General features: G+C 65.8%; 21 protein-coding genes. 10 read left to right on the forward strand and 11 right to left on the reverse strand.

What is annotated here, in order from left to right; translation table 11 throughout:
- Nucleotides 1–685 precede the first annotated feature (685 nt).
- The 3 genes from AC1RQP_RS23200 to AC1RQP_RS23210 all read right to left on the reverse strand — a co-directional run bounded on the left by AC1RQP_RS23200 (nucleotide 686) and on the right by AC1RQP_RS23210 (nucleotide 2,497).
- Nucleotides 686–886, reverse strand: a complete 201-nt coding sequence (locus AC1RQP_RS23200) for a hypothetical protein (protein WP_239621848.1) — start codon at nucleotides 884–886, stop codon at nucleotides 686–688.
- Nucleotides 887–1,331: 445 nt separating this feature from the next.
- Nucleotides 1,332–1,604, reverse strand: coding sequence for a hypothetical protein (locus AC1RQP_RS23205; protein ID WP_492938637.1), 273 nt, complete (start codon nucleotides 1,602–1,604; stop codon nucleotides 1,332–1,334).
- A 647-nt stretch (nucleotides 1,605–2,251) separates the two neighbouring features.
- A complete protein-coding gene (locus AC1RQP_RS23210; protein ID WP_239621846.1) occupies nucleotides 2,252–2,497 on the reverse strand; it encodes a DUF6894 family protein in 246 nt (81 codons plus the stop codon).
- Nucleotides 2,498–2,846: 349 nt separating this feature from the next.
- Between AC1RQP_RS23210 and AC1RQP_RS23215 the strand changes: the two genes are divergently transcribed.
- The 4 genes from AC1RQP_RS23215 to AC1RQP_RS23230 all read left to right on the forward strand — a co-directional run bounded on the left by AC1RQP_RS23215 (nucleotide 2,847) and on the right by AC1RQP_RS23230 (nucleotide 4,229).
- Nucleotides 2,847–3,062 (forward strand): dodecin family protein, encoded by a 216-nt coding sequence (locus AC1RQP_RS23215; RefSeq protein ID WP_492938638.1) that lies wholly within the window; start codon nucleotides 2,847–2,849, stop codon nucleotides 3,060–3,062.
- Between the two features lie 160 nt (nucleotides 3,063–3,222).
- On the forward strand, nucleotides 3,223–3,528 hold the full coding sequence (locus AC1RQP_RS23220) for a hypothetical protein (protein WP_061878535.1): 306 nt from the start codon (nucleotides 3,223–3,225) through the stop codon (nucleotides 3,526–3,528).
- A gap of 158 nt (nucleotides 3,529–3,686) precedes the next feature.
- Nucleotides 3,687–3,863: a hypothetical protein gene (locus tag AC1RQP_RS23225; RefSeq protein ID WP_239621844.1), complete on the forward strand. Its 177-nt coding sequence runs from the start codon at nucleotides 3,687–3,689 to the stop codon at nucleotides 3,861–3,863.
- A 39-nt stretch (nucleotides 3,864–3,902) separates the two neighbouring features.
- Nucleotides 3,903–4,229, forward strand: coding sequence for a GcrA family cell cycle regulator (locus tag AC1RQP_RS23230; RefSeq protein ID WP_239621843.1), 327 nt, complete (start codon nucleotides 3,903–3,905; stop codon nucleotides 4,227–4,229).
- A gap of 101 nt (nucleotides 4,230–4,330) precedes the next feature.
- On the opposite strand, the gene AC1RQP_RS23235 is transcribed toward AC1RQP_RS23230, so the two are convergent.
- From AC1RQP_RS23235 to AC1RQP_RS23250, 4 genes are all read right to left on the reverse strand, one after another.
- Complete coding sequence (locus AC1RQP_RS23235; RefSeq protein ID WP_492938639.1) at nucleotides 4,331–6,007, reverse strand: hypothetical protein; 1,677 nt, start codon at nucleotides 6,005–6,007, stop codon at nucleotides 4,331–4,333.
- A gap of 311 nt (nucleotides 6,008–6,318) precedes the next feature.
- Entirely contained in the window at nucleotides 6,319–7,089 is a 771-nt protein-coding gene (locus AC1RQP_RS23240; protein ID WP_239621841.1) for a sulfite exporter TauE/SafE family protein, read from the reverse strand.
- Nucleotides 7,090–7,222: 133 nt separating this feature from the next.
- Nucleotides 7,223–7,510 carry an antibiotic biosynthesis monooxygenase gene (locus AC1RQP_RS23245; protein WP_061029095.1) on the reverse strand — a complete coding sequence of 96 codons (288 nt, stop codon included), beginning with the start codon at nucleotides 7,508–7,510 and terminating at the stop codon, nucleotides 7,223–7,225.
- Between the two features lie 11 nt (nucleotides 7,511–7,521).
- Complete coding sequence (locus tag AC1RQP_RS23250; RefSeq protein WP_239621840.1) at nucleotides 7,522–7,824, reverse strand: monooxygenase; 303 nt, start codon at nucleotides 7,822–7,824, stop codon at nucleotides 7,522–7,524.
- 119 nt (nucleotides 7,825–7,943) lie between these two features.
- Between AC1RQP_RS23250 and AC1RQP_RS23255 the strand changes: the two genes are divergently transcribed.
- Complete coding sequence (locus AC1RQP_RS23255) at nucleotides 7,944–8,897, forward strand: LysR family transcriptional regulator (protein ID WP_492938640.1); 954 nt, start codon at nucleotides 7,944–7,946, stop codon at nucleotides 8,895–8,897.
- 150 nt (nucleotides 8,898–9,047) lie between these two features.
- On the opposite strand, the gene AC1RQP_RS23260 is transcribed toward AC1RQP_RS23255, so the two are convergent.
- From AC1RQP_RS23260 to AC1RQP_RS23275, 4 genes are read right to left on the reverse strand one after another with little or no spacing between them, the layout of a single operon-like run.
- Entirely contained in the window at nucleotides 9,048–10,301 is a 1,254-nt protein-coding gene (locus tag AC1RQP_RS23260; protein WP_492938641.1) for a CCA tRNA nucleotidyltransferase, read from the reverse strand.
- Between the two features lie 10 nt (nucleotides 10,302–10,311).
- A complete protein-coding gene (locus AC1RQP_RS23265) occupies nucleotides 10,312–10,575 on the reverse strand; it encodes a DUF6111 family protein (RefSeq protein ID WP_239621837.1) in 264 nt (87 codons plus the stop codon).
- The gene (locus AC1RQP_RS23270) at nucleotides 10,572–11,207 is read right to left on the reverse strand and encodes a CoA pyrophosphatase (RefSeq protein ID WP_370115329.1); all 636 of its coding nucleotides are present in this window, start codon (nucleotides 11,205–11,207) and stop codon (nucleotides 10,572–10,574) included. Before AC1RQP_RS23270 ends, AC1RQP_RS23265 begins: the two co-directional genes overlap by 4 nt.
- A 38-nt stretch (nucleotides 11,208–11,245) precedes the next feature.
- Nucleotides 11,246–11,857 (reverse strand): DUF1285 domain-containing protein, encoded by a 612-nt coding sequence (locus AC1RQP_RS23275; protein WP_492938642.1) that lies wholly within the window; start codon nucleotides 11,855–11,857, stop codon nucleotides 11,246–11,248.
- 284 nt (nucleotides 11,858–12,141) lie between these two features.
- Between AC1RQP_RS23275 and AC1RQP_RS23280 the strand changes: the two genes are divergently transcribed.
- From AC1RQP_RS23280 to AC1RQP_RS23300, 5 genes are read left to right on the forward strand one after another with little or no spacing between them, the layout of a single operon-like run.
- On the forward strand, nucleotides 12,142–13,140 hold the full coding sequence (locus tag AC1RQP_RS23280; protein WP_028181301.1) for an AAA family ATPase: 999 nt from the start codon (nucleotides 12,142–12,144) through the stop codon (nucleotides 13,138–13,140).
- On the forward strand, nucleotides 13,140–14,084 hold the full coding sequence (locus AC1RQP_RS23285) for a DUF58 domain-containing protein (protein WP_492938643.1): 945 nt from the start codon (nucleotides 13,140–13,142) through the stop codon (nucleotides 14,082–14,084). Before AC1RQP_RS23280 ends, AC1RQP_RS23285 begins: the two co-directional genes overlap by 1 nt.
- Nucleotides 14,081–16,894 (forward strand): DUF4159 domain-containing protein, encoded by a 2,814-nt coding sequence (locus AC1RQP_RS23290; protein ID WP_492938644.1) that lies wholly within the window; start codon nucleotides 14,081–14,083, stop codon nucleotides 16,892–16,894. Before AC1RQP_RS23285 ends, AC1RQP_RS23290 begins: the two co-directional genes overlap by 4 nt.
- On the forward strand, nucleotides 16,891–17,076 hold the full coding sequence (locus tag AC1RQP_RS23295) for a hypothetical protein (RefSeq protein ID WP_239621832.1): 186 nt from the start codon (nucleotides 16,891–16,893) through the stop codon (nucleotides 17,074–17,076). The genes AC1RQP_RS23290 and AC1RQP_RS23295 overlap by 4 nt, the downstream gene beginning before the upstream one ends.
- Complete coding sequence (locus tag AC1RQP_RS23300) at nucleotides 17,073–19,136, forward strand: hypothetical protein (protein WP_239621831.1); 2,064 nt, start codon at nucleotides 17,073–17,075, stop codon at nucleotides 19,134–19,136. Before AC1RQP_RS23295 ends, AC1RQP_RS23300 begins: the two co-directional genes overlap by 4 nt.
- The last annotated feature ends 19 nt before the right edge of the window (nucleotides 19,137–19,155 follow it).

The following is a 19,155-nucleotide window of genomic DNA, read 5'->3' on the forward strand; positions in this document are numbered from 1 at the left end:
ACACGCGACGGCCATCTGATCCGCACCTTCGGCGCCGGAAAGCGCGCGTGCCTGCTTCGCAGCAGGGCAAGCGGCGAGATCTAAGACGGTTGCGAGCTCCGGCGCGCTGACTGGTGCAGACTACCGCTGCAATAGACGGCCGACCTGTCAGCCTCCAGCAATTCGATGGCGCATCGGATCATCGAAAGGCTGAGCGCGTCCATTCCCGGCGATATCAATCGGCGGAACTGTTCGATCTCATTGTCGATCTGGTCGCACTTGTTGCACATGTGCATCCCGCGGCGTGCAGGCGGGAGCAACGAGCTCTCAGTCACCCATAGCAGCCCAGGAATTCTCGAAAAGGTGATGGAGCTTAAAGCCGATCTCCCGGCGGCGTTCCGCGAGAGCCGTATGAAAATCGCTTCCGGCCTCCAGACGTTGCATCGGGCGGCTTGCCGACGCACGCAAAAACGCCGCCCGCTTGAAATAAAGCGCAGGCGGCGTCCTTCCAGCCCCGGGAGGGTGAGAGTAAAATCCCGACAAGAGTTAGTCGCCGCGTTGCGCGCCAAGGTTCATCACATCGGGCCATGGCGCGACCTAAAAAGCGATGTGATCAGGATGAATCGTCATCGCGCTCCAGGCTATCGTTTGAGCAAGATCCCTTTCGCAGAACCGATGCACACGCCTCCGGATCATGCTGCAAATCTCAACCTGGCGGCTGCAGTCCCGGCGAGGTCAGCCACTTGTTGACCTCTCCGGCGGCATCGATCTGCCGGGCTTTTCGCAAAAGCTCTGTGCGGCGGATGCCAAGGGGCATCCCTTTGGCCTGCTGACGAAGGTTGAGTGCCTCTTGCGCCAGGCGGTATTCGAATGTCGATGTTGGTTCCGGGGATCGGCGAGCCGACATGTTTGATGCTCCGCTGCGGGGTTGAGCGGGAGCGCAACTCGCGTTCACACCACCGGTAAATGCTGCGGGCCGCTCGGCGGTAGCGAGACAATGCTCCCTTATCTGCTGGATAGCGAGCGCTTTGTTTCGCGTCGCGCGGGAACCCATCTGCAGATGCACGGGTTTGCCGCTATTGAATCAATTCTCGTCGCTTGAAGTCTCGTTTGAACGATCGACCCGGACCTCTCTAAATTCCGTGGGCCCATCAAGCAGGTGCTGCTTTCTCGTCGATTGGTCCTTCGAGCTCGCGGAACCGTCGGCCCTGTCGTCCAGTGCCGCACCGGCCAGATGAACCGCGCGCTTTCGTTGGCGAAGCACGCGGCTCCCCTTCGCATCTTCTTTCGTCATCCAGCTGGCCCTCTGAATTGGAGCGCGACGTTCAGAAGCGCGCCGCGGTCGGTGCCACTCAGCAATCGCGGCAAATATTCTTCAGCTTCGCGGCGGTTCGGGCTTCTTCGGCGAGAAACGGGTCCTTGTAGCCGGACGACGAATCGACGGTGGTTTTGGCGGGCCGCCCCGTTTTTGGAGGAAAAGCCGCATCGTAACAGGAGAGGCGCGCGTTGGCGCTTTCGATCGCACGGCAGTTCGGCTCCGCGGCAAGAGCTGCAGGCGTGGATGTGCCCAGCGCCGATGCCAGCAAAAGCGCCGCGATCCATGTGCCTGGTCGAGCCATCTTCATGCTGAACACTCCATCGCTATTTGGTTCCGCTCGCCCAAACGGGGCGCTCGCCGGTCCAGGCCGGTAGAGCATCCCATTCGGACCAGCGCATCCTGCGCTCCTCGCCTCCGACCCTGACGAAAACAAAGGGAGCATCGTCCCGACCTGTTTTCGAACCCACGAAAATCGCCGGAACGCCGTAGGCATCCCTGATCACTGCTGTATTTGCCATTCCCGCCTCCTGTCTCGGTTCACGCCCTGGCTCGAGTCCTTGCTTGAAAGCGGCTCCCATTGAACGGACCTGCCGCTCATAGAACGGCCACGATCGCGATCAGCAACACGAGGAAGATCGGCACCAACAGCGGTGGCACCAGCCACTCACGAATATCGAATTTGACCTGATTGGACATCTGACCGCCTTCTTTCGGGTGGAGGCGGGAGCGCAAAGCTCTCAGTCACCGATAACAGCCACGACGCGTGCGGTGATGCCGGCTGTGTAGCACCCCCCTCACCAACTAGCGAGGCCAATCTTGGCGATGGTCGATTGCGACAGGGGTTGCTTCGCGTGACGTTGCGCCCACTGCAACAGGCAATCTCCTGGCTTCCGGTGAACTTGATCGAACGCCAGGTTCCACCCCTGGCAATGCATGTTGCCGCTCTCTACCCGGCTAAGAACGTGCTCCGGGCTCGCTCAGCGAAAAGCGCATGCGAAGCAAGGTCTCTCTTGCTTCATTCGTGACGACCATTTGCCATTCCAGCCCGTTGGGATATTTCGGCGCCAGATCTCTCAGGCAATGTCCTGCCATGGTGATCGCCTGCATACGCATGTCCTCCCAGGAGGAACAAAGGGTTCCTTCTTCATCAACGATGAGTTTGCCGTCCATGACCGTGAAGAAGTAACGCGTGCTGGCCATGTTCGCTCCCTTTCCATCAGGCGGGAGCGCACGCATCTCTCAGCCACTGAACGCCTGGGGTTCACTGCGCAGTGATGGTTGTAAACCAGGCCAGAGCATCTTCGTTCGAAAGAGAATAGAAGCTGGCTCCCGACGACAGTCAGCACGCGCGGAGCGGGTGGCGATTCCATGTGGGCGTCCGTTGGAAGCTGCAACGAACGTATCCCCCGGCGGACCGCCGCCCAGTTCCTCCTTGGGTCAAGCAGGAAAGTGACAGCCAATCAGACCCTTTTCGGCGTCATCTCCAGAGACGTATCAGCGTCGAGATGGCGATGCTAGATTTCCTGCTCCTGCCCAAAAGGAGGACGACATGCCCGATAGCGTCTACAAGGTCATCGAACTGGTCGGTACCAGCACGGACTCATGGGAGAAGGCAGCCGCCAATGCGGTCGAACGAGCTGCAAAATCTCTCCGAGATCTTCGAGTTGCAGAGGTCGTCAAGCTCGATATGCAACTGGATGACAAGGGGAAGGTCGAGTCCTATCGCGCCAAGCTCAACGTATCGTTCAAGTTCGAGGGCTCCTGAGCCTCGGCACCTCGCCCCCACTTGCGGGGCGAGGATGGCTCATTGGAAAGGACGCGTTGCGCGGCGCCCGGCCGGACGATGTCGCCCGTATCGAAAGTTGCCCTAGTCCGACCGGGACGATATGCTTTGATGCGAGGGGCGTGTGGCGCGTGGTGGCCCCATGTACATGGTCATTCGCAAGTACACCAGGGTTCGTTCGGTCGCGGACGCCGCGCGTCGCGCCAAGAGCGGCGTCGGTGAGATCCTGAGGCAATCGCAGGGATTCAGATCCTACCATGTGATGGACGCGGGCGACGGTGTCGGTATCGCCGTGATGATATTTGATGACCGCGAAAGCGCCAACGCAGCGAACGCCAAGATACTTGCGTTTGTTCAGGCGAGTCTGCATGACCTCGATCTTGGGGTTCCCGAAGTCACCACCGGCGAGGTCTTGGTGGACATAGAGCAAAATGGGCTTCGGGTTTGAAGTAGCCCCAAACGTCACAGTTGCGTGGTGGGTGCGGCCGTTGCTCGCGTAATCGACCTGATGTCATCCTCGCGCCCGCAACGATCGCGCCCTGGACATACGCGCACCGCCCGGCGGGAATATTCGACGGCGCGTGCTTTTCGAGGAGCAGCAACGACATGAAGCAACACACCTCCGAAGCATCTTCCACCACAGCGAACGGCTGGACACCACTCATGCTCATGGGCGTCGTGATGCCGCCCCGGGATCCCGATGAAGACGAGGAGGACGAAGACGACGATGAAGAAGGTGATGCTGACGAACCGGCGGTCGTGCGCGAGCCCGACGAAGACTAGACTAGCCCGCGTCCGGCAGTCGGCGCTATAATGTCTCTCATGAGCTGGGATGCAAAAGACATAGCGCTTCTCAAGAGGCTCTGGTTCGAAGGACAGAGCGCGGCGCAGATTGCGCGCCGTCTCGGCTGCAGTCGCAACGCGGTCTGCGGCATGCTGACCCGTCTTGGCCTGAAGCGCGGCCATAAGTCGCCCACGGCACGGCCCAAGATAAGGCCGGCCCCGAAGCTGAGGCCGTCGTCGGCACCCTGCCCCCGTCCGGTCACACAGAAGGTGTCGTCAAGGACAACGGAGAGGCAGCAGCCCAAGGAATTCAGCAGGCAGCAGCTTTACGCCATTCTGGCTGAGGCAGTCAGAAACACCGGCTAAGCGACACACCACGAGCGTCCTTGCGCTCCGGTGAGCCCGTCAGTTCCCCCCGGTCGGGTGCCCGGGCAGAAACGTGCCTTGCAAGCCAATGCATCTCGTCTTCAGGCGAATAGGAAGTCGTTTGCTGTGAGCGAACCTGCGAAGTTGTGCAGAGTCACTTGATCCGCTCCCGCGGTAACGAGGGTGTCAGCTCCGGATTGGGTGATGACGAGATCGTCGAACGAGTGCACGCCCGCCACATTACTGAACTTGATCTGATCATGCTGGCTCTGGCTGAAGTCTTCGATGGTGTTTTGGGTCCCGACTGTCGCCGGGCCATCGTCCTTGAACACGAACAGATCTCGGCCGCCATCAGCGTCGCCTAGCAACAATCCGTCACCCCACATCGCATTGCTGACTGTCCCGCCGGGGGCTGCGGTTCCGGCGAACAAGATATCATCGCCGCCTTCGGCGCAGCCGGACATCGATTCCGCATCACCAAAGAGAATGTTGCTCGCCGAGCCAGTGCCGAAGTTGCTGCCGCCGACAAGAGTATCGTCGCCGCCCTCGGCGCAGCCGGACATGGATTTCGCGTCACCGAGAAGAATGTTGCTCGTCGAGCCAGGGCCGAAGCTGTCGCCGCCTGCGAAGGCGTCGTTGCCGCCCTGAGCGCGGCCGGACATGTCGCCGCCCGCGTCGCCGTAGAAGGTGGTGGAGCCTGTAAGGGAGCTGTTGCCGCCCGTGAAGGTGTCATCGCCGCCCCGAGCACGGCCCAACATGTCGCCGCCGGCATCTCCGTAGAATGTGTTGATCGAGTCGTTGCCTCCGCTGAAAATGTCGTTGCCGCCCCAAGCATGGCCGGCCATGTTGCCCCCCGCATCGCCATAGAACGTGTGAGAGGAGAGGACGCCGCCGGTGAAGCTGTCGTTGCCACCCTGAGCATGGTCGGACATGCTGCCGCCCGCATCGCCGTAAAAAGCGTTGGAGGCCTCGCTGGAGCCCGTGAAGGCGTCGCCGCCGCCCTGAGCGTGGCCCGACATGTTGCCGCCCGCATCGCCATAGAAAGTGTTGGATGAGGGAACAGGGAAGTCGATGGTGCCCGCGAAGATATCGTCGCCGCCCTGGGCACAGCCGGACATGTCGCCGCCCGCGTCGCCATAGAAAGTGTTGAAGGAGAAGGCGCCGCCGGTGAAGGTATCGTTGCCGCCCCGAGCGTGGCCCGACATGTTGCCGCCCGCATCGCCATAGGAAACGTTGGAGGTGAAGGCGCCGCCCGTGAAAGTGTCGTTGCCGCCCCGAGCATGGCCGGACATGCTGCCGCCCGCATCGCCGTAGAAAGTATTGATGCCGCCACCGCTGCCGCCCGTGAAGGTATCGTCGCCGCCACGAGCATGGCCGGACATGTCGCCGCCCGCATCGCCATAGAAAGTGTTGGTCGCGGGGCCGGTTCCGCTGAAAATGTCGTTACCACCCTTACTGTGATCGGACATATCATCGCCCGCGTCGCCGTAAGCGGTGTTGCTCGGTGAAGCGAACGTGAAGGTATCGTCGCCGCCACGAGCAAGATCGAACATGCCGCCGGCTGCATCACCGTAGAAGGTGTAGTGGATGAGGGCGCCCCCCGCTACCGAGGGTCCCGTAAAGGCGTCGTTGCCGCCCCTCGAAGAATCGAACATGCTGCCGCCAGCATCCCCGATCAGAATAGTTTTGGTTGGGTCACCCGCGAGGACGTCATCGGTGCCCCATTGATGATTGGTCAGATCACCAGGGGTAAATGGAACGCGCTTAAACTTGAACATGGCAAGTTCCCCGCGATTCAGATTACCACCTCAGAACGCGCATGATGCTCAAATCGGAGCGGGATTATTGACGAAGGTCAACTCGCGGGGGCGTCTCCGCAATTCCATCCGCGCTAGAGCGTTCTCCAGCGAATTACATCCCGGCTCGCTCGAAGGATAAAGCGTCTCCGTTCCGATCCATCGGGGCGGAAACCGCTTCAGGCCAACCAAGCGGCCGAGGACGGCCAAGCCGGGCCGCTCCCGGCTTGTGCTCGGGGCCGACGTCTGCGGGCACGGTGGTCCGGTGCGAACGCCAACTGAACCGGCGTCATCTACGCGACGAGCTGCCTCGCCGCGGCCGAGATCATCACCAGCCCGCCCGTGATGACCGCAACGTCGAGGATCGCGGCGTGGATGTGCACCGGCATCCGTTCGACGACGGCCTTTGCGAGAAATGCGCCGGGGATTGCGATGCCGCCGATCAGAAGCGCGAAGGCGAGCACCTGCGCCGTCACGGCGCCGGCGAGGCCGAACACCGAGATCTTGATGAGGCCGGTGCCGAGCGAGATCATCGCATCGGTCGCGATCACGGCGGCGCCTTCGAGCCCCGTGGCCATCAGGAGCGACAGCAGGATCACGCCGGAGCCCGAGGTGCCGCCGACCAGCACGCCGTAGCCGACGGAGCCGGCGGCGAGGCCAGTGTCGCCGATCCGCACGCTGCGCCGACGCAGCACGCGGCGCAGCGGCACGCTCAAGATCAGCATGGTGCCGATCACGAGCGCCGCGCCCGCACTGGTCAGGCGCGTATAGCCGTAGGCGCCGAGCGCCGTCGTCAGTGCCGCGCAGGCGAGCACGATCAGCGCGCGGCGGCGATCGGCGTAGCGCAGATAAGCGATGGCGCGGCTGAGATTGGTGAACATTGCGGAGATCGCGATGATCGGCACCACGGGCTCGGCGCCGACCAGCGGCACCAGCACCAGCGGCATCAGGGCGCCGGTGCCGTAGCCGGCAAGACCACCGATGATCGAAGCAAACAACGCCATCGTTGCCACCAGCAGGAGCTGCAGAAGCGAGATGTCGGCGAAGCCTGAGACGATGGTCAATTTTTCTGATCGCGGCTGATTCGAGCCGCAGCCTGATCTGCGATGGAAGCGAGCACGGCCTCGTCTAGTGGAGAATCCGCGGCAAGGCAACCGCCGAGGCACGCGGCGGCCGAACCGGCCGCCGCGTCCGGCGTCATGCGGCGAACCGGCCCGCCCTGATGACGGGGGTGAACCGCGGGCGGCCCTTGGCGCCGCCTTTGGCCATCGTCGCCGGCACCGAGGCGTCGGATCGAAAGGCGTCGCAGGCCGCTTCGTCCCGCCAGTCGATCAAGACGATGACCCTGTCCGAGCCATCCGATGCGAACAGCACCTCGGCCCCGAGGCTCCCATGCGCCTCCCGCTTGCTGCGGCCGTCCGTTGCGAAGATGGAAAGAAAGCGCGCGAGATCCTCGATCTCGACTTCGGCAATGGTCGTGTACATCGCTTGCCCTCTCACAGCGGCGCGCGCGTCATGCGGGACAGCGGCAGATTGAGGCTGAAGGACGAGATCACCGGGTCGGTCACGCCGAAGGCGGCGAGACGCGGCCGATGCTTGACCACATAGGCTGCCGCAGCTTCCGGCGTCTCGAACAGATAGACGCCCCCCGCGCGGCCCGCACTGCGGTTCTCGACCCAGAGCTTCCAGATCAGCCCGGGCTGGGCCGCGATGTCGTCCGCAAGATCGCGGCAGGCGATTTGAAGATCTTCGCCCCACGGCCCATCAAACGCGAAGTCGAATTGCAGCAATGTCCTCATGTGGTACCTCTTGTTCGCAATCGCCCGATCGGGCTCGCGCAGCGGTCTATGTCGCCGTCGTGCTTGCGAGAATTCACCGTCTGGTAGGATCGATGCTGACTGGGAGTGTGGGATAGGCCATGGATACGCTGAGCAGCATGCGTGTTTTCGTGCGGGTGGTTGAGCTCGGCGGCTTCAACGCGGCGGCCCGCGCCTGCGCGATGTCGGCCGCGATGGTGGCCAAGCATGTCGGTCATCTCGAGGAGCGCACCGGAGCCCGGCTGCTGGATAGAACCACCCGGTCGGTCCGGCCGACGCCGGAGGGGCAACTCTATCTCGACAAGGTGCTCGCGATCCTCGAAGCCGTCGACGAGGCGGAGGGCACCGTGGGGGCTGAGAACCGGGAGTCGCGTGGGACGCTCCGCGTGACGGCGCCGGTCGAGCTCGGCCAGGACCACCTGGCGCCGCTGCTCGTCGATTTCATGTCGCGGCATCCCGGCATTGCCGTCGTCGCCGACCTGACGAACCGCCCGGTGGATCTCGTGCAGGAAGGCTTCGACATGGCGATCCGGGTCGCACCGTCGCTCGACACCGCGCTGATAGGACGCAAGCTCGCGACGACCCACTTTCGCGTCGTGGCAAGCGCGGACTTCCTGGCCCGACACGGCGTTCCCGACACGCCCGAGATGCTCTCGGCCTTGCCCGCGCTGACCTTCTCGCAGCCCGCACCTCGTCTCGATTGGTCCTGGCGCCGGCGTGAGATGCACGGCAAGGTCAGGATGACCGCTCGGCTCGCCTCGACCAGCGCCGATACGTTGCGCAAGGCGGCGGTGGCGGGGCTTGGCGTCTCGTGGCTTCCGTCATTTGTCTGCGGCAGGGACATCGAGGCGGGCCTGCTGGTCCCGATCCTGGAGGATTGCGACTGGGGCAGCCTCGGCGTGCATGTCCTGTACCCGCATCGGCGCTTCGTACCGAGCCGGCTCCGCCTCTTCATCGACTTTCTTGCAGAGAGCCTCGGTGACGATCCCTCGGGCGACCCGTGGGCGCCCCGGTCGGACCGAAGCGTTATGCGTGCAGGAAGGCGGTCGGCCTAAAGCGGAATGGCTTTAGTTGAATCGATCGCCGCGGGCCTTTCACCTCTCTTCCGCTTGCGGAAGAGGTCGGCGCGAAGCGCCGGGAGAGAGAGTGCACCTCCGTCGTTGTAGCAATCAAGCTTCATCACCGCGGGGGCTCGGCGCCGAAGGTCACGTCTTCTGATCGCGGCGGATTCGCGCCACAGCTTGATCGGCGATGGACGCGAGCGCGGCTTCCTCCAGCGGAAAATCCGCCGCGAGCCAGGCGTCCTCGGCGAGCGTCAACACATGTCCGAGCGCGGGTCCTTCGGCCAGACCGCGCGCGATGAAGTCGGCGGCCTTGAGCGGAAATTTCGGTGCGGTCCAGCGCTGCGGCAGCTCGGCGAGCGCCCGCCAGCGCGACGAGGCGACGTCGCCGCCGTTCCTCGCCCAGCCCAGCAATACGCGATCGTGATAGCGCTCGGCACCGAGCCGGTAGAGCAGCCGCCGTGCATCGGCTTCGTCCTTGGTGGCCAGGCGCCACCAGCGGTGCCCCATCGAATCCAGCGCCTTGGTTTCGGCGTTGGAGAGCCGCAAGCGCGCAGCGACGCGCTTGGCGTCTTCGGTGACGGCGACCGACAGCGCGGCCAGGCGTCGCGTGCTGCTTGGCGCGAGGGCGAGCTCGCGCTCGATCGCGATCATCGTCGCCAGGGGGCCCGTATAGACGACGCCGATCAGCGCCTGCAGCAATCCGCCCTCGGCCATGGCCAACACCGCCGCGGCTGCACCGCCGGCCACCAGCAATTTCAGCATCTCCATGCGCACCCGCTCGGCCGAGAGGCTGGCCAGGCCCGCGCGCCCGCGGATGCAGGCGAGATAGCCGTCGCGGTCGGGCTCGCCGGCACCGAAAGCGGCGTGGATGCGGAAGAAGCGCAGGATGCGCAGATAGTCCTCGGCGATGCGCTGGTCGGGATCGCCGATGAAGCGCACGCGGCGGGCTCTCGCATCGGCGATGCCGCCGACATAGTCGTACACGACACCATCAGCATCGACCGACAAGCCGTTCATGGTGAAGTCGCGCCGCTCGGCATCCTTCACCCAGTCGCGGCCGAACGCGACCCTGGCCTTGCGGCCGAAGGTCTCGGTGTCCTCGCGCAGCGTGGTGACTTCATAGGGGTGTCCGTCGATCACCAGCGTGACGGTGCCGTGGTCGATGCCGGTCGGCACGCCCTTGATGCCGGCGGACGCGGCACGCCGCATCACCTCGTCCGGCAGCGCCGTGGTCGCGATGTCGATGTCGCCAGGCAAGAGACCGAGCAGCGCATTGCGGACGGCGCCGCCGACCACCCGCGCCTCCTCGCCGTCGGTGGCGAGCAGTTGCAGGACACGCGCGGTCCCACCTGCGGTCAGCCAGGGCGCATGGGCAAGCAGCGGCTCCGCGCTCATCGGTCGGCCCCTATTTTTCCGTGCCCGGCACGAGCTTGCCGTTCTCGACATGGGCGGGAACGTAGGTCGAATCCGGCGGCGCGCCGGAGAAATGCGCAAGACCGATCAGGCCCGCGATGACGAGCACGATCGCCACCAGCGCGAGGCGCGCGACGATCGCGACCGGCCAGGAGGATCGCGCGAACAGGCCGGACCGCGTTGCGGCCAGGAACAGCGCATAGACGGCAAAGGGGATGAGGAAGATTCCGATCTCGGTCAGAATCGTCCGGATCATGATGAATAGATCCGCTCATACAGCACACGCAACATTCCGGCCGTCGCACCCCAGATGTAGCGTTCCGCGAACGGCATCGCGTAATAGGATCGCGCCATGCCACGGAATTCCTTGCTGTGCACCTGGTGGTTCACCGGATCCATCAGGAAGGATAGCGGCACCTCGAACGCATCATCAACCTCGGAATGGTTGATGGTAAGCGAAAATCCGGGCCTGACCCTCGCGACCGTCGGCAGGATGCGGAAGCCGAAGGCGGTGCCGTAGAGATCGAGATAGCCGAGCGGCTCGACGAAGTCTCTGGACAGCCCGACCTCCTCCTCGGCCTCGCGCAGCGCCGCATCCAGCGGCGAGGAATCGGTCGCGTCGATCTTGCCGCCGGGAAACGCGATCTGGCCGGCATGGTCGTTGAGATGGGCCGAGCGCTGCGTCAGCAAGATGGTGGGCTCGGGATGGTCGACCACCGCGATCAGGACCGCCGCCGGCCGCACCGGCTGCTCGCGCGCGATGATCTCGAGCATCTTGTCGGTGCCGGGATCGCCCGAGGCCGGGATGATGTTCGGATCGTACAGGCCCGGCGGCACGTCGAAACCGAGCTTCGCCCGCGAACGGGCGAAGAAATCCTCGGCTCCCATCACGACGGGCGCGTTCGTCAGGATAGGCTTGTTCAGATTCAAAGCGCGGCCCTCACCTGCTCCGCATCGGCCATGGCGAAGAATTCGCCGGCCGACTCGACACCGAACATCGGCTGGCCATCGACCATCCGCTCCTCGCCCATGTCAACCAGATCGTAATAGAGCGCCCTTGTGACCTTGGCCCAGAGATCGGCGCGGACGTGCAGGTATGGCGTCAGCCCGCCATCCGGTGCCTGCTCGAAACGCAGCCGGTGCGTGGCGTCGCAGGTGACCCAGTCATCGACATTGGTGCGGAAGCGCAGCACGCGATTGCTGCCCTCGCCGTCCTTCTGCATCTCAACCGCCATGAACGGCGCGTCGTCGACGCGGATGCCGACCTTCTCCACGGGCGTGACCAGGAAATGCTTGTCGCCCTCGCGCTTGAGGACGGTCGAAAACAGGCGGACCAGGGCAGGACGTCCGATTGGCGTTCCCAAGTAGAACCAAGTACCATCGGACGCGATTCGGATGTCGAGATCGCCGCAAAACGGCGGATTCCACAGATGCACCGGAGGCAGACCCTTTTTGGCGCCTTCGGCATTGGCAGCGCTTTTGGCGGCCGCAGTCAGCCCCTCGAGACCGCGATCGGCGCTCTGCCCTTGGTTCGCCATGGTTTGCCCTGACTCTGTGATTGGCACGATTGGTGCAGGTCTACGTTGTACTCGGGTGTGCGGTTCCATCCGGAATAGTCCGGTGTGGAGGTCGCCACTTCGTGATGCCGTACATACCCCGAAGCCGATAAGGTGGGGATAGGTTAATTCAACGAATACATGGCCTTCCTGCAAGTCTAGCATAGGGCCCATGACGTGATGTGATGACGTGACGTGATGACCCGACGTGACGTGCTGACGTGACGATGCAGGCAAGCCGCGTGGCAGGCTGAAGGAGCGAGCGAATGGCGGAGAGTGTCGAGAAACTCGAGGACGGGATCGTCCGTTCGGCCGAGCAGGTGTCGAGCCAGATTCGCGCCGCAAAGGAAGCGATCGCCTCCGTCATCTTCGGCCAGGATCGCGTGATCGAGAACACGCTGGTCACCATTCTCTCCGGCGGCCATGCGCTCCTGATCGGCGTGCCGGGCCTCGCCAAGACCAAGCTGGTGGAGACGCTCGGCGTCACGCTCGGTCTCGACGCCAAGCGCATCCAGTTCACCCCCGATCTGATGCCGTCCGACATTCTCGGCGCCGAGGTGCTGGACGAGAGCACCGCGGGCAAGCGCGCCTTCCGCTTCATCGCCGGTCCCGTGTTCGCGCAGCTGCTGATGGCCGACGAGATCAACCGCGCCAGCCCGCGCACCCAGTCGGCGCTCTTGCAGGCGATGCAGGAGCAGCACATCACAGTTGCCGGCGCGCGGCACGATCTACCCAAGCCGTTCCACGTGCTCGCGACGCAAAACCCGCTGGAGCAGGAAGGCACCTATCCGCTGCCCGAAGCCCAGCTCGACCGCTTTCTGATGGAGATCGACGTCGACTATCCCGATCGCGATGCGGAGCGCCGCATCCTGTTCGAGACCACCGGCGCGGAGGAGACGCTGGCCAGGGGCTCGATGACCGCGGATGCGCTGATCACCGCGCAGCGGCTGATCCGGCGCCTGCCGGTCGGCGATTCCGTCGTGGAGGCGATCCTGTCGCTGGTGCGCTCGGCCCGCCCGGGTCCGGACGCCGGCGAAGCCGGCAAGTTCATCGCCTGGGGACCCGGCCCGCGCGCCAGCCAATCGCTGATGCTGGCCGTACGCGCACGTGCGCTGATCGACGGGCGCCTCGCGCCCTCGGTCGACGACGTGCTCGACCTCGCCGAACCCGTGCTGAAGCACCGCATGGCGCTGACGTTCCAGGCGCGCGCCGAAGGCCGCACGATTCCGGACGTGATCCGGCAATTGAAGACACGGATCGGTTGATGGCAGCGGAGAACGGGCGCGCAGCGAAGGAAACACTGGCGATCCGACGTGCCGATGGCGAAAGTCGCACGCTCGCCGCTTCGCTGCCGCGTCTGGTGCTCGAGGCCCGCCGCATCGCCGCCAACGTTATCCACGGCCTGCATGGAAGGCGCCGCGCCGGCGCCGGCGAAAACTTCTGGCAGTACCGCCGCTTCGTCTCCGGCGAGCCGTCGCAGAATGTCGACTGGCGCCGCTCGGCGCGTGACGACCATCTCTATGTCCGCGAGCTCGAATGGGAAGCCTCGCACACGGTCTGGATCTGGCCTGACCGCTCGCCCTCGATGGCGTTCGCCTCGAAGACCGCGCGCGAATCCAAGCTCGAGCGGACCCTGATCGTCGCCTTCGCGCTGGCCGAGCTGCTCGTCTCCGGCGGCGAGCGCGTCGGCATTCCCGGGCTGATGGCGCCGACCGCAAGCCGCAGCGTCATCGACAGGATGGCGCAGGCGATGCTGCATGACGATGCCGACCGGCTGAGCCTGCCGCCGTCCTTCGTGCCCGCGGCGCTGGCCGAGATCATCGTGCTGTCGGATTTCTGGTCGCCGATCTCCGAGATCAGGACGATGCTCGCAGGGCTCTCCGGCTCCGGCGCGCACGGCACGATGGTGCAGGTCGTCGATCCCGCCGAGGAGTCGTTTCCCTATTCCGGCCGCGTCGAGTTCGTCGAGCCCGAAGGCTTTGGCGTGATCACCGCCGGTCGCGCCGAGAGCTGGGCGCAGGACTATGCCGCGCGGCTCGCCCTGCATCGCGACCAGATCCGCGCCGAGACCAACAAGCTGGACTGGCTGTTCACGACGCACGCGACCGACCGCTCGGCCGCCGAGCTGCTGCTGTTCCTGCATGCCGGCATGCAGGTGAGCAAGTCGGGCGCCCGCACCACGACGATCAAGGTGGGGCCGGCCGCATGATGGGATTGCCGCTCGCCTTCACCCAACCGCTGCTCCTGATCGGCCTCGTCAGCCTGCCCGTGCTGTGGTGGCTGCTCCGCGTGATGCCGCCGCGGCCGCGCCGCATCGAGTTTCCGCCGACGCGCCTGCTGTTCGACATCGCCCCCAGGGAAGAGACGCCCTCGCGGACGCCGTGGTGGCTGACGGCGCTCCGCCTGCTCGCCGCCGCGCTGGTGATCTTCGCCGCCGCCGGCCCGATCTGGAATCCGCAAACAGGCGCGGCCGGCAGCAGGGTGCCGCTGATGATCATGTTCGACGACGGCTGGAGCGCCGCATCGCACTGGGACGTCAGGATCAGGACCGCCGACGAGCTGATCGCCAATGCCGACAACGACGGCCGCGCCATCGCGCTGGTGCCGCTGTCGGAGCCGAACCGCGACATCACGCTGATGCCGGCGGGTGCGGCGCGCGTGGCGCTGCGGCAACTCGCGCCGAAGCCCTATTCGATCGATCGCGTCGAGACGCTGGCCGCGGTCGACCGTTTCCTCAAAGTCACCGGCGACTGCGAGATCGCCTGGCTCTCCGACGGCATCGACACCGGCCGCGGCGAAGACTTCGTGCAGGGCCTCGGCAAGACCATCGGCGATCGCAGCCTGACCGTGTTCGAAGGCGGCACCTCCTCGCCGCTGGCGCTGGTCGCGGCCGAGAACGCCGCGGCGAAGATGACGGTGAAGGTGCTGCGCACCGACAGCGGCATCGCGGTCGGCACCGTGCGCGCACTCGACCAGAAGGCCTCGCCGATCGGAGAAGCGCGCTATTCGTTCGGCCCGCAGGACAAGGAGACCGAAGCCGCGTTCGATCTGCCGGTCGAGCTGCGCAACGACATCACCCGGCTCGAAATATCCGGCGAGCGCTCGGCCGGCGCGGTGCAGCTGCTCGACAAGCGCTGGCGCCGCCGCGCCATCGGCATCGTCTCGGGCTCGACCAGCGAGACCGCGCAGCCGCTGCTGGCGCCGACCTTCTATCTCACCCGCGCGCTGGCGCCGTTCGCCGACGTCCGGCTCGCCGACAAGGGCTCGCCGCAGCAGGGCATCACACAATTTTTGGACCAGAAGCTGCCGATGATCATCCTCGCCGATGTCGGCACCATCTCCCCCGAACTCCGCGAGCGCCTCAATGCCTGGGTCGACCAGGGCGGCGTGCTGGTGCGGTTCGCCGGCCCCCGGCTGGCGCAGGCCGAGGACGACCTCGTGCCGGTCAAGCTGCGCAAGGGCGGTCGGACGCTCGGCGGCAGCCTGACCTGGGAGAAGCCGCAGCATCTGGCCTCGTTCGCGGCCGACGGCCCCTTTGCCGGCGTCGTGGTCCCCAAGGACGTCACGGTGAGTCGCCAGGTGCTGGCCGAGCCCGACGCCGTGCTCGCCACCAAGAGCTGGGCCTCGCTGGAAGACGGCACGCCGCTGGTGACCGGCGAGCATCGCGGCAAGGGGCTCGTCAGCCTGTTCCACGTCAGCGCCGACATGCGCTGGTCGGACCTGCCGATGTCGGGCACCTTCGTCGAAATGCTGCGGCGGGTGGTCGACATGTCGGGCTACACCGCCAAGCCCGGCGCCGGCGTTGCCAGCGAGGCGACCGCCGAGACGGTGGCGCCGCTGCACATCCTCGACGGTTTCGGCGCGTTCGGCCCGCCGCCGGCGACCGCAAAACCGCTGCCTGCCGATTATCGCGATCGGGCCACACCCGATCATCCGCCGGGCTTCTATGGTCCGGCAGAAGGACCGCTTGCCGTGAACACGCTTGCTGCCGCCGACCGCATCGCGGCCCTGAACACCGCGAGCCTGCGCGCCCGGCACGCCACCTACACCAATGCCGAACCGCGGGATCTGCGCGGCTGGCTGCTGTCCACCGCGCTCGCGCTGTTCCTGGTCGACGCCCTCATCGTCGCGGTGCTCGGCGGCGGGATTGCCGCGCTGCTGCGCCGCCGCGCCGCGCCGGCAATGATCGTGTTCGCACTGGCGCTCGCAGGCCTGATGTCGTTTGCGCCGACGCCGGCGCGCGCCGACGGCGCCGCGGACGAGTTCGCGATGAAGGCGGTGTCGCAGACGCGACTCGCCTATGTCGTGACGGGCAATGCCGACGTCGATTCCATCGTCAAGGCGGGGTTGAACGGGCTGACGCTGTTCCTGGCCCAGCGCACCGCGCTCGAGGCCGGCGATCCCGTCGGCATCGACCCGGCGCGCGACGAGCTCGCCTTCTTCCCGCTGATCTACTGGCCGATCGTACCGGGCGCACCCAAGCCGCCGCAGGACGCCATCAACAAGATCGATGCCTACATGAAGCAGGGCGGCACCGTGCTGTTCGACACCCGCGACGCGATCGAGGCGCCGCCCGGCGCGAACGGGGCCTCGCAGACCCCGGGCATGCAGACGCTGCGCGAGATACTCTCCTCGCTCGACGTGCCCGAGCTCGAGCCCGTGCCGCGCGAGCACGTGCTGACCAAGACCTTCTATCTGCTGCGCGACTTCCCCGGCCGCTTCACCGCCGGCCAGACCTGGGTCGAGACGCTGCCGCGCGAAGAGGACGAGGACAGCGCGCAGCGGCCGGCGCGCGGCGGCGACGGCGTCTCGCCGATCATCATCACATCGAACGATCTCGCCGGCGCCTGGGCGGTGCGGCCCGACGGACAAGCCATGCTGCCGGTGACCGGCGGCGACGCCCGCCAGCGCGAATTCGCCTACCGCGCCGGCGCCAATATCGTGATGTACACGCTGACCGGCAACTACAAGGCCGACCAGGTGCACGCTCCGGCTCTGATCGAACGGCTGGGGCAATGATGCGGATGTTGAATCGCGACATCCGCAAGAACGAAGCCGTCATGGCCGGGCATAGCCGCCCGAAGGACGGCGTCGCTTCGCTCGCCTACGTCCCGGCCATCCACGCCTTGCCACGCGGCATGAAGAACGTGGATGCCCGGGACAAGCCCGGGCATGACGATGCCGAGAGAGTGACGCCATGAACTACGGCATCGCATTCACGCCACTTGTTCCCGCGATCGTGCTGTGGCTCGCGCTCGCCGCGATCGTCGTCATCGCGCTCGTGCTGCTGCTGGCACGCGCACGCGGCGCCGCGGTGCGCGTGGCCGCGCTGGCGCTGGTCCTGCTGGCGCTCGCCAATCCCTCCTTCACCCGCGAGGACCGCGATCCCCTCACCTCGGTGGCAGCCGTCGTCGTCGACAAGAGTCCGAGCCAGAATTTCGGCAACCGCAACCGTGAAGCCGCCCAGGCGCAGGAAGCGCTGGTCGACAGCCTGAAGAAGATCAAGGGCCTCGAAGTCCGCGTCGTCGAGGCCGGACAGGCCGACGGCGAGACCGACGGCACGAAACTGTTCGGCGCCCTCGCCTCGGCATTGGCGGACGTGCCGGTCGACCGCGTCGCCGGCGCGTTCCTGATTACCGACGGCCGCGTCCACGACATTCCGGCGAACGCCGCCGCGCTCGGTTTCCAGGCGCCGGTGCACGCCCTGGTCACGGGGCAGAAGGACGAGCGCGACCGCCGCATCGCGATCACGGCGGCACCGCGCTTCGGCATCGTCGGGCAGACCCAGACCATCAACTACCGCCTCGACGACCAGGGTGTCTCCGGCGAGCGCGCCAGGGTCACGATCCGCCGGGACGGCGAGGTCATCAACGAGCGCACGCTGGGAAGCGGCCAGAGCGCCAGCGTCGACGTCGACATCAAGCACGCCGGTCCGAACATCGTCGAGATCGAGGCCTCGCCGCTCGAACGCGAATTGACGCCGGTGAACAACCGCGCCGTCGTCGCCATCGACGGCGTGCGCGACAAGCTGCGCGTGCTCCTGGTCTCGGGCGAGCCGCATTCGGGCGAGCGCACCTGGCGCAATCTGCTCAAGTCCGACGCCAGCGTCGACCTCGTCCATTTCACCATCCTGCGCCCACCGGAGAAGCAGGACGGCACGCCGATCAACGAATTGTCGCTGATCGCGTTTCCGACGCGCGAGCTGTTCCAGCAGAAGATCAACGAATTCCAGCTGATCATCTTCGACCGCTACGCCCGCCAAGGCGTGCTGCCGATCGCCTATTTCGACAACATCGCGCGCTATGTCCGCTCGGGCGGCGCGGTGCTGGTCTCGGCCGGGCCCGACTACGCCTCCAACACCAGCATCTGGCGCACGCCGCTGGATTCGGTGCTGCCGGCCGAGCCGGTCGGCGTGACGGAAAAGCCGTTCTATGCGCATCTGTCCGACATCGGCAAACGCCATCCGGTCACGCGCGGGCTGGAGGGCTCCGCCAGCGAACCGCCGCGCTGGAGCCGGTTCTTCCGCACCGTCGACACCCGCAATGCGGTGAACCCGCCTGTCATGACCGGCGTCGACGGCAAGCCGCTTCTGTTCCTGTCGCGCTTCGGCGAGGGCCGCGTCGCGCTGCTGCTCTCCGACCACATCTGGCTGTGGGCGCGCGGCTATGAGGGCGGCGGACCGCATCTCGACCTGCTCAGGCGGATGTCGCATTGGCTGATGAAGCAGCCTGATCTGGACGAGGAAGCGCTGCGGCTCCAGGTGCAGGGCAAGGACCTCGTCGTGGTGCGCCAGACCATGGCGGACAGCGTCCAGCCGGTGAGCGTCACCTCGCCATCGGGCGTGTCGCACGACTTGACGCTGGCGGCTGCCGATCCCGGCGAGTGGCGCGCCAGCCTGCCGGCGAACGAGCTCGGCCTGTGGCAGGCCACCGACGGCACGCTGAAGGCACTGATCAATGTCGGCCCGACCAATCCGAAGGAGTTTTCGGAAGTCACCTCCACGGTCGATACGCTGAAGCCGCTGACGCAGGCAACGGGGGGCGACGCCGTGCGCGTGGCCAATGGCTCCAGCGTCGAGCTGCCGCGCATCCTGCCGGTGCGCTCAGCCAGCGTCTTCCATGGCGACGGCTGGATGGGCGTGCGGATGCGCGACGCCAGCGTGGTGAAGGGCGTCGGCGTGCTGCCGATCTTCTCCGGCCTGGTCGGCCTGTTGCTGCTGCTCGGCGCGTTCGCCGCGACCTGGGTCCGCGAAGGGCGCTAGTTGCCCGAACGACACATCG

Source organism: Bradyrhizobium sp. GW821-FHT13H06 (assembly GCF_058803975.1).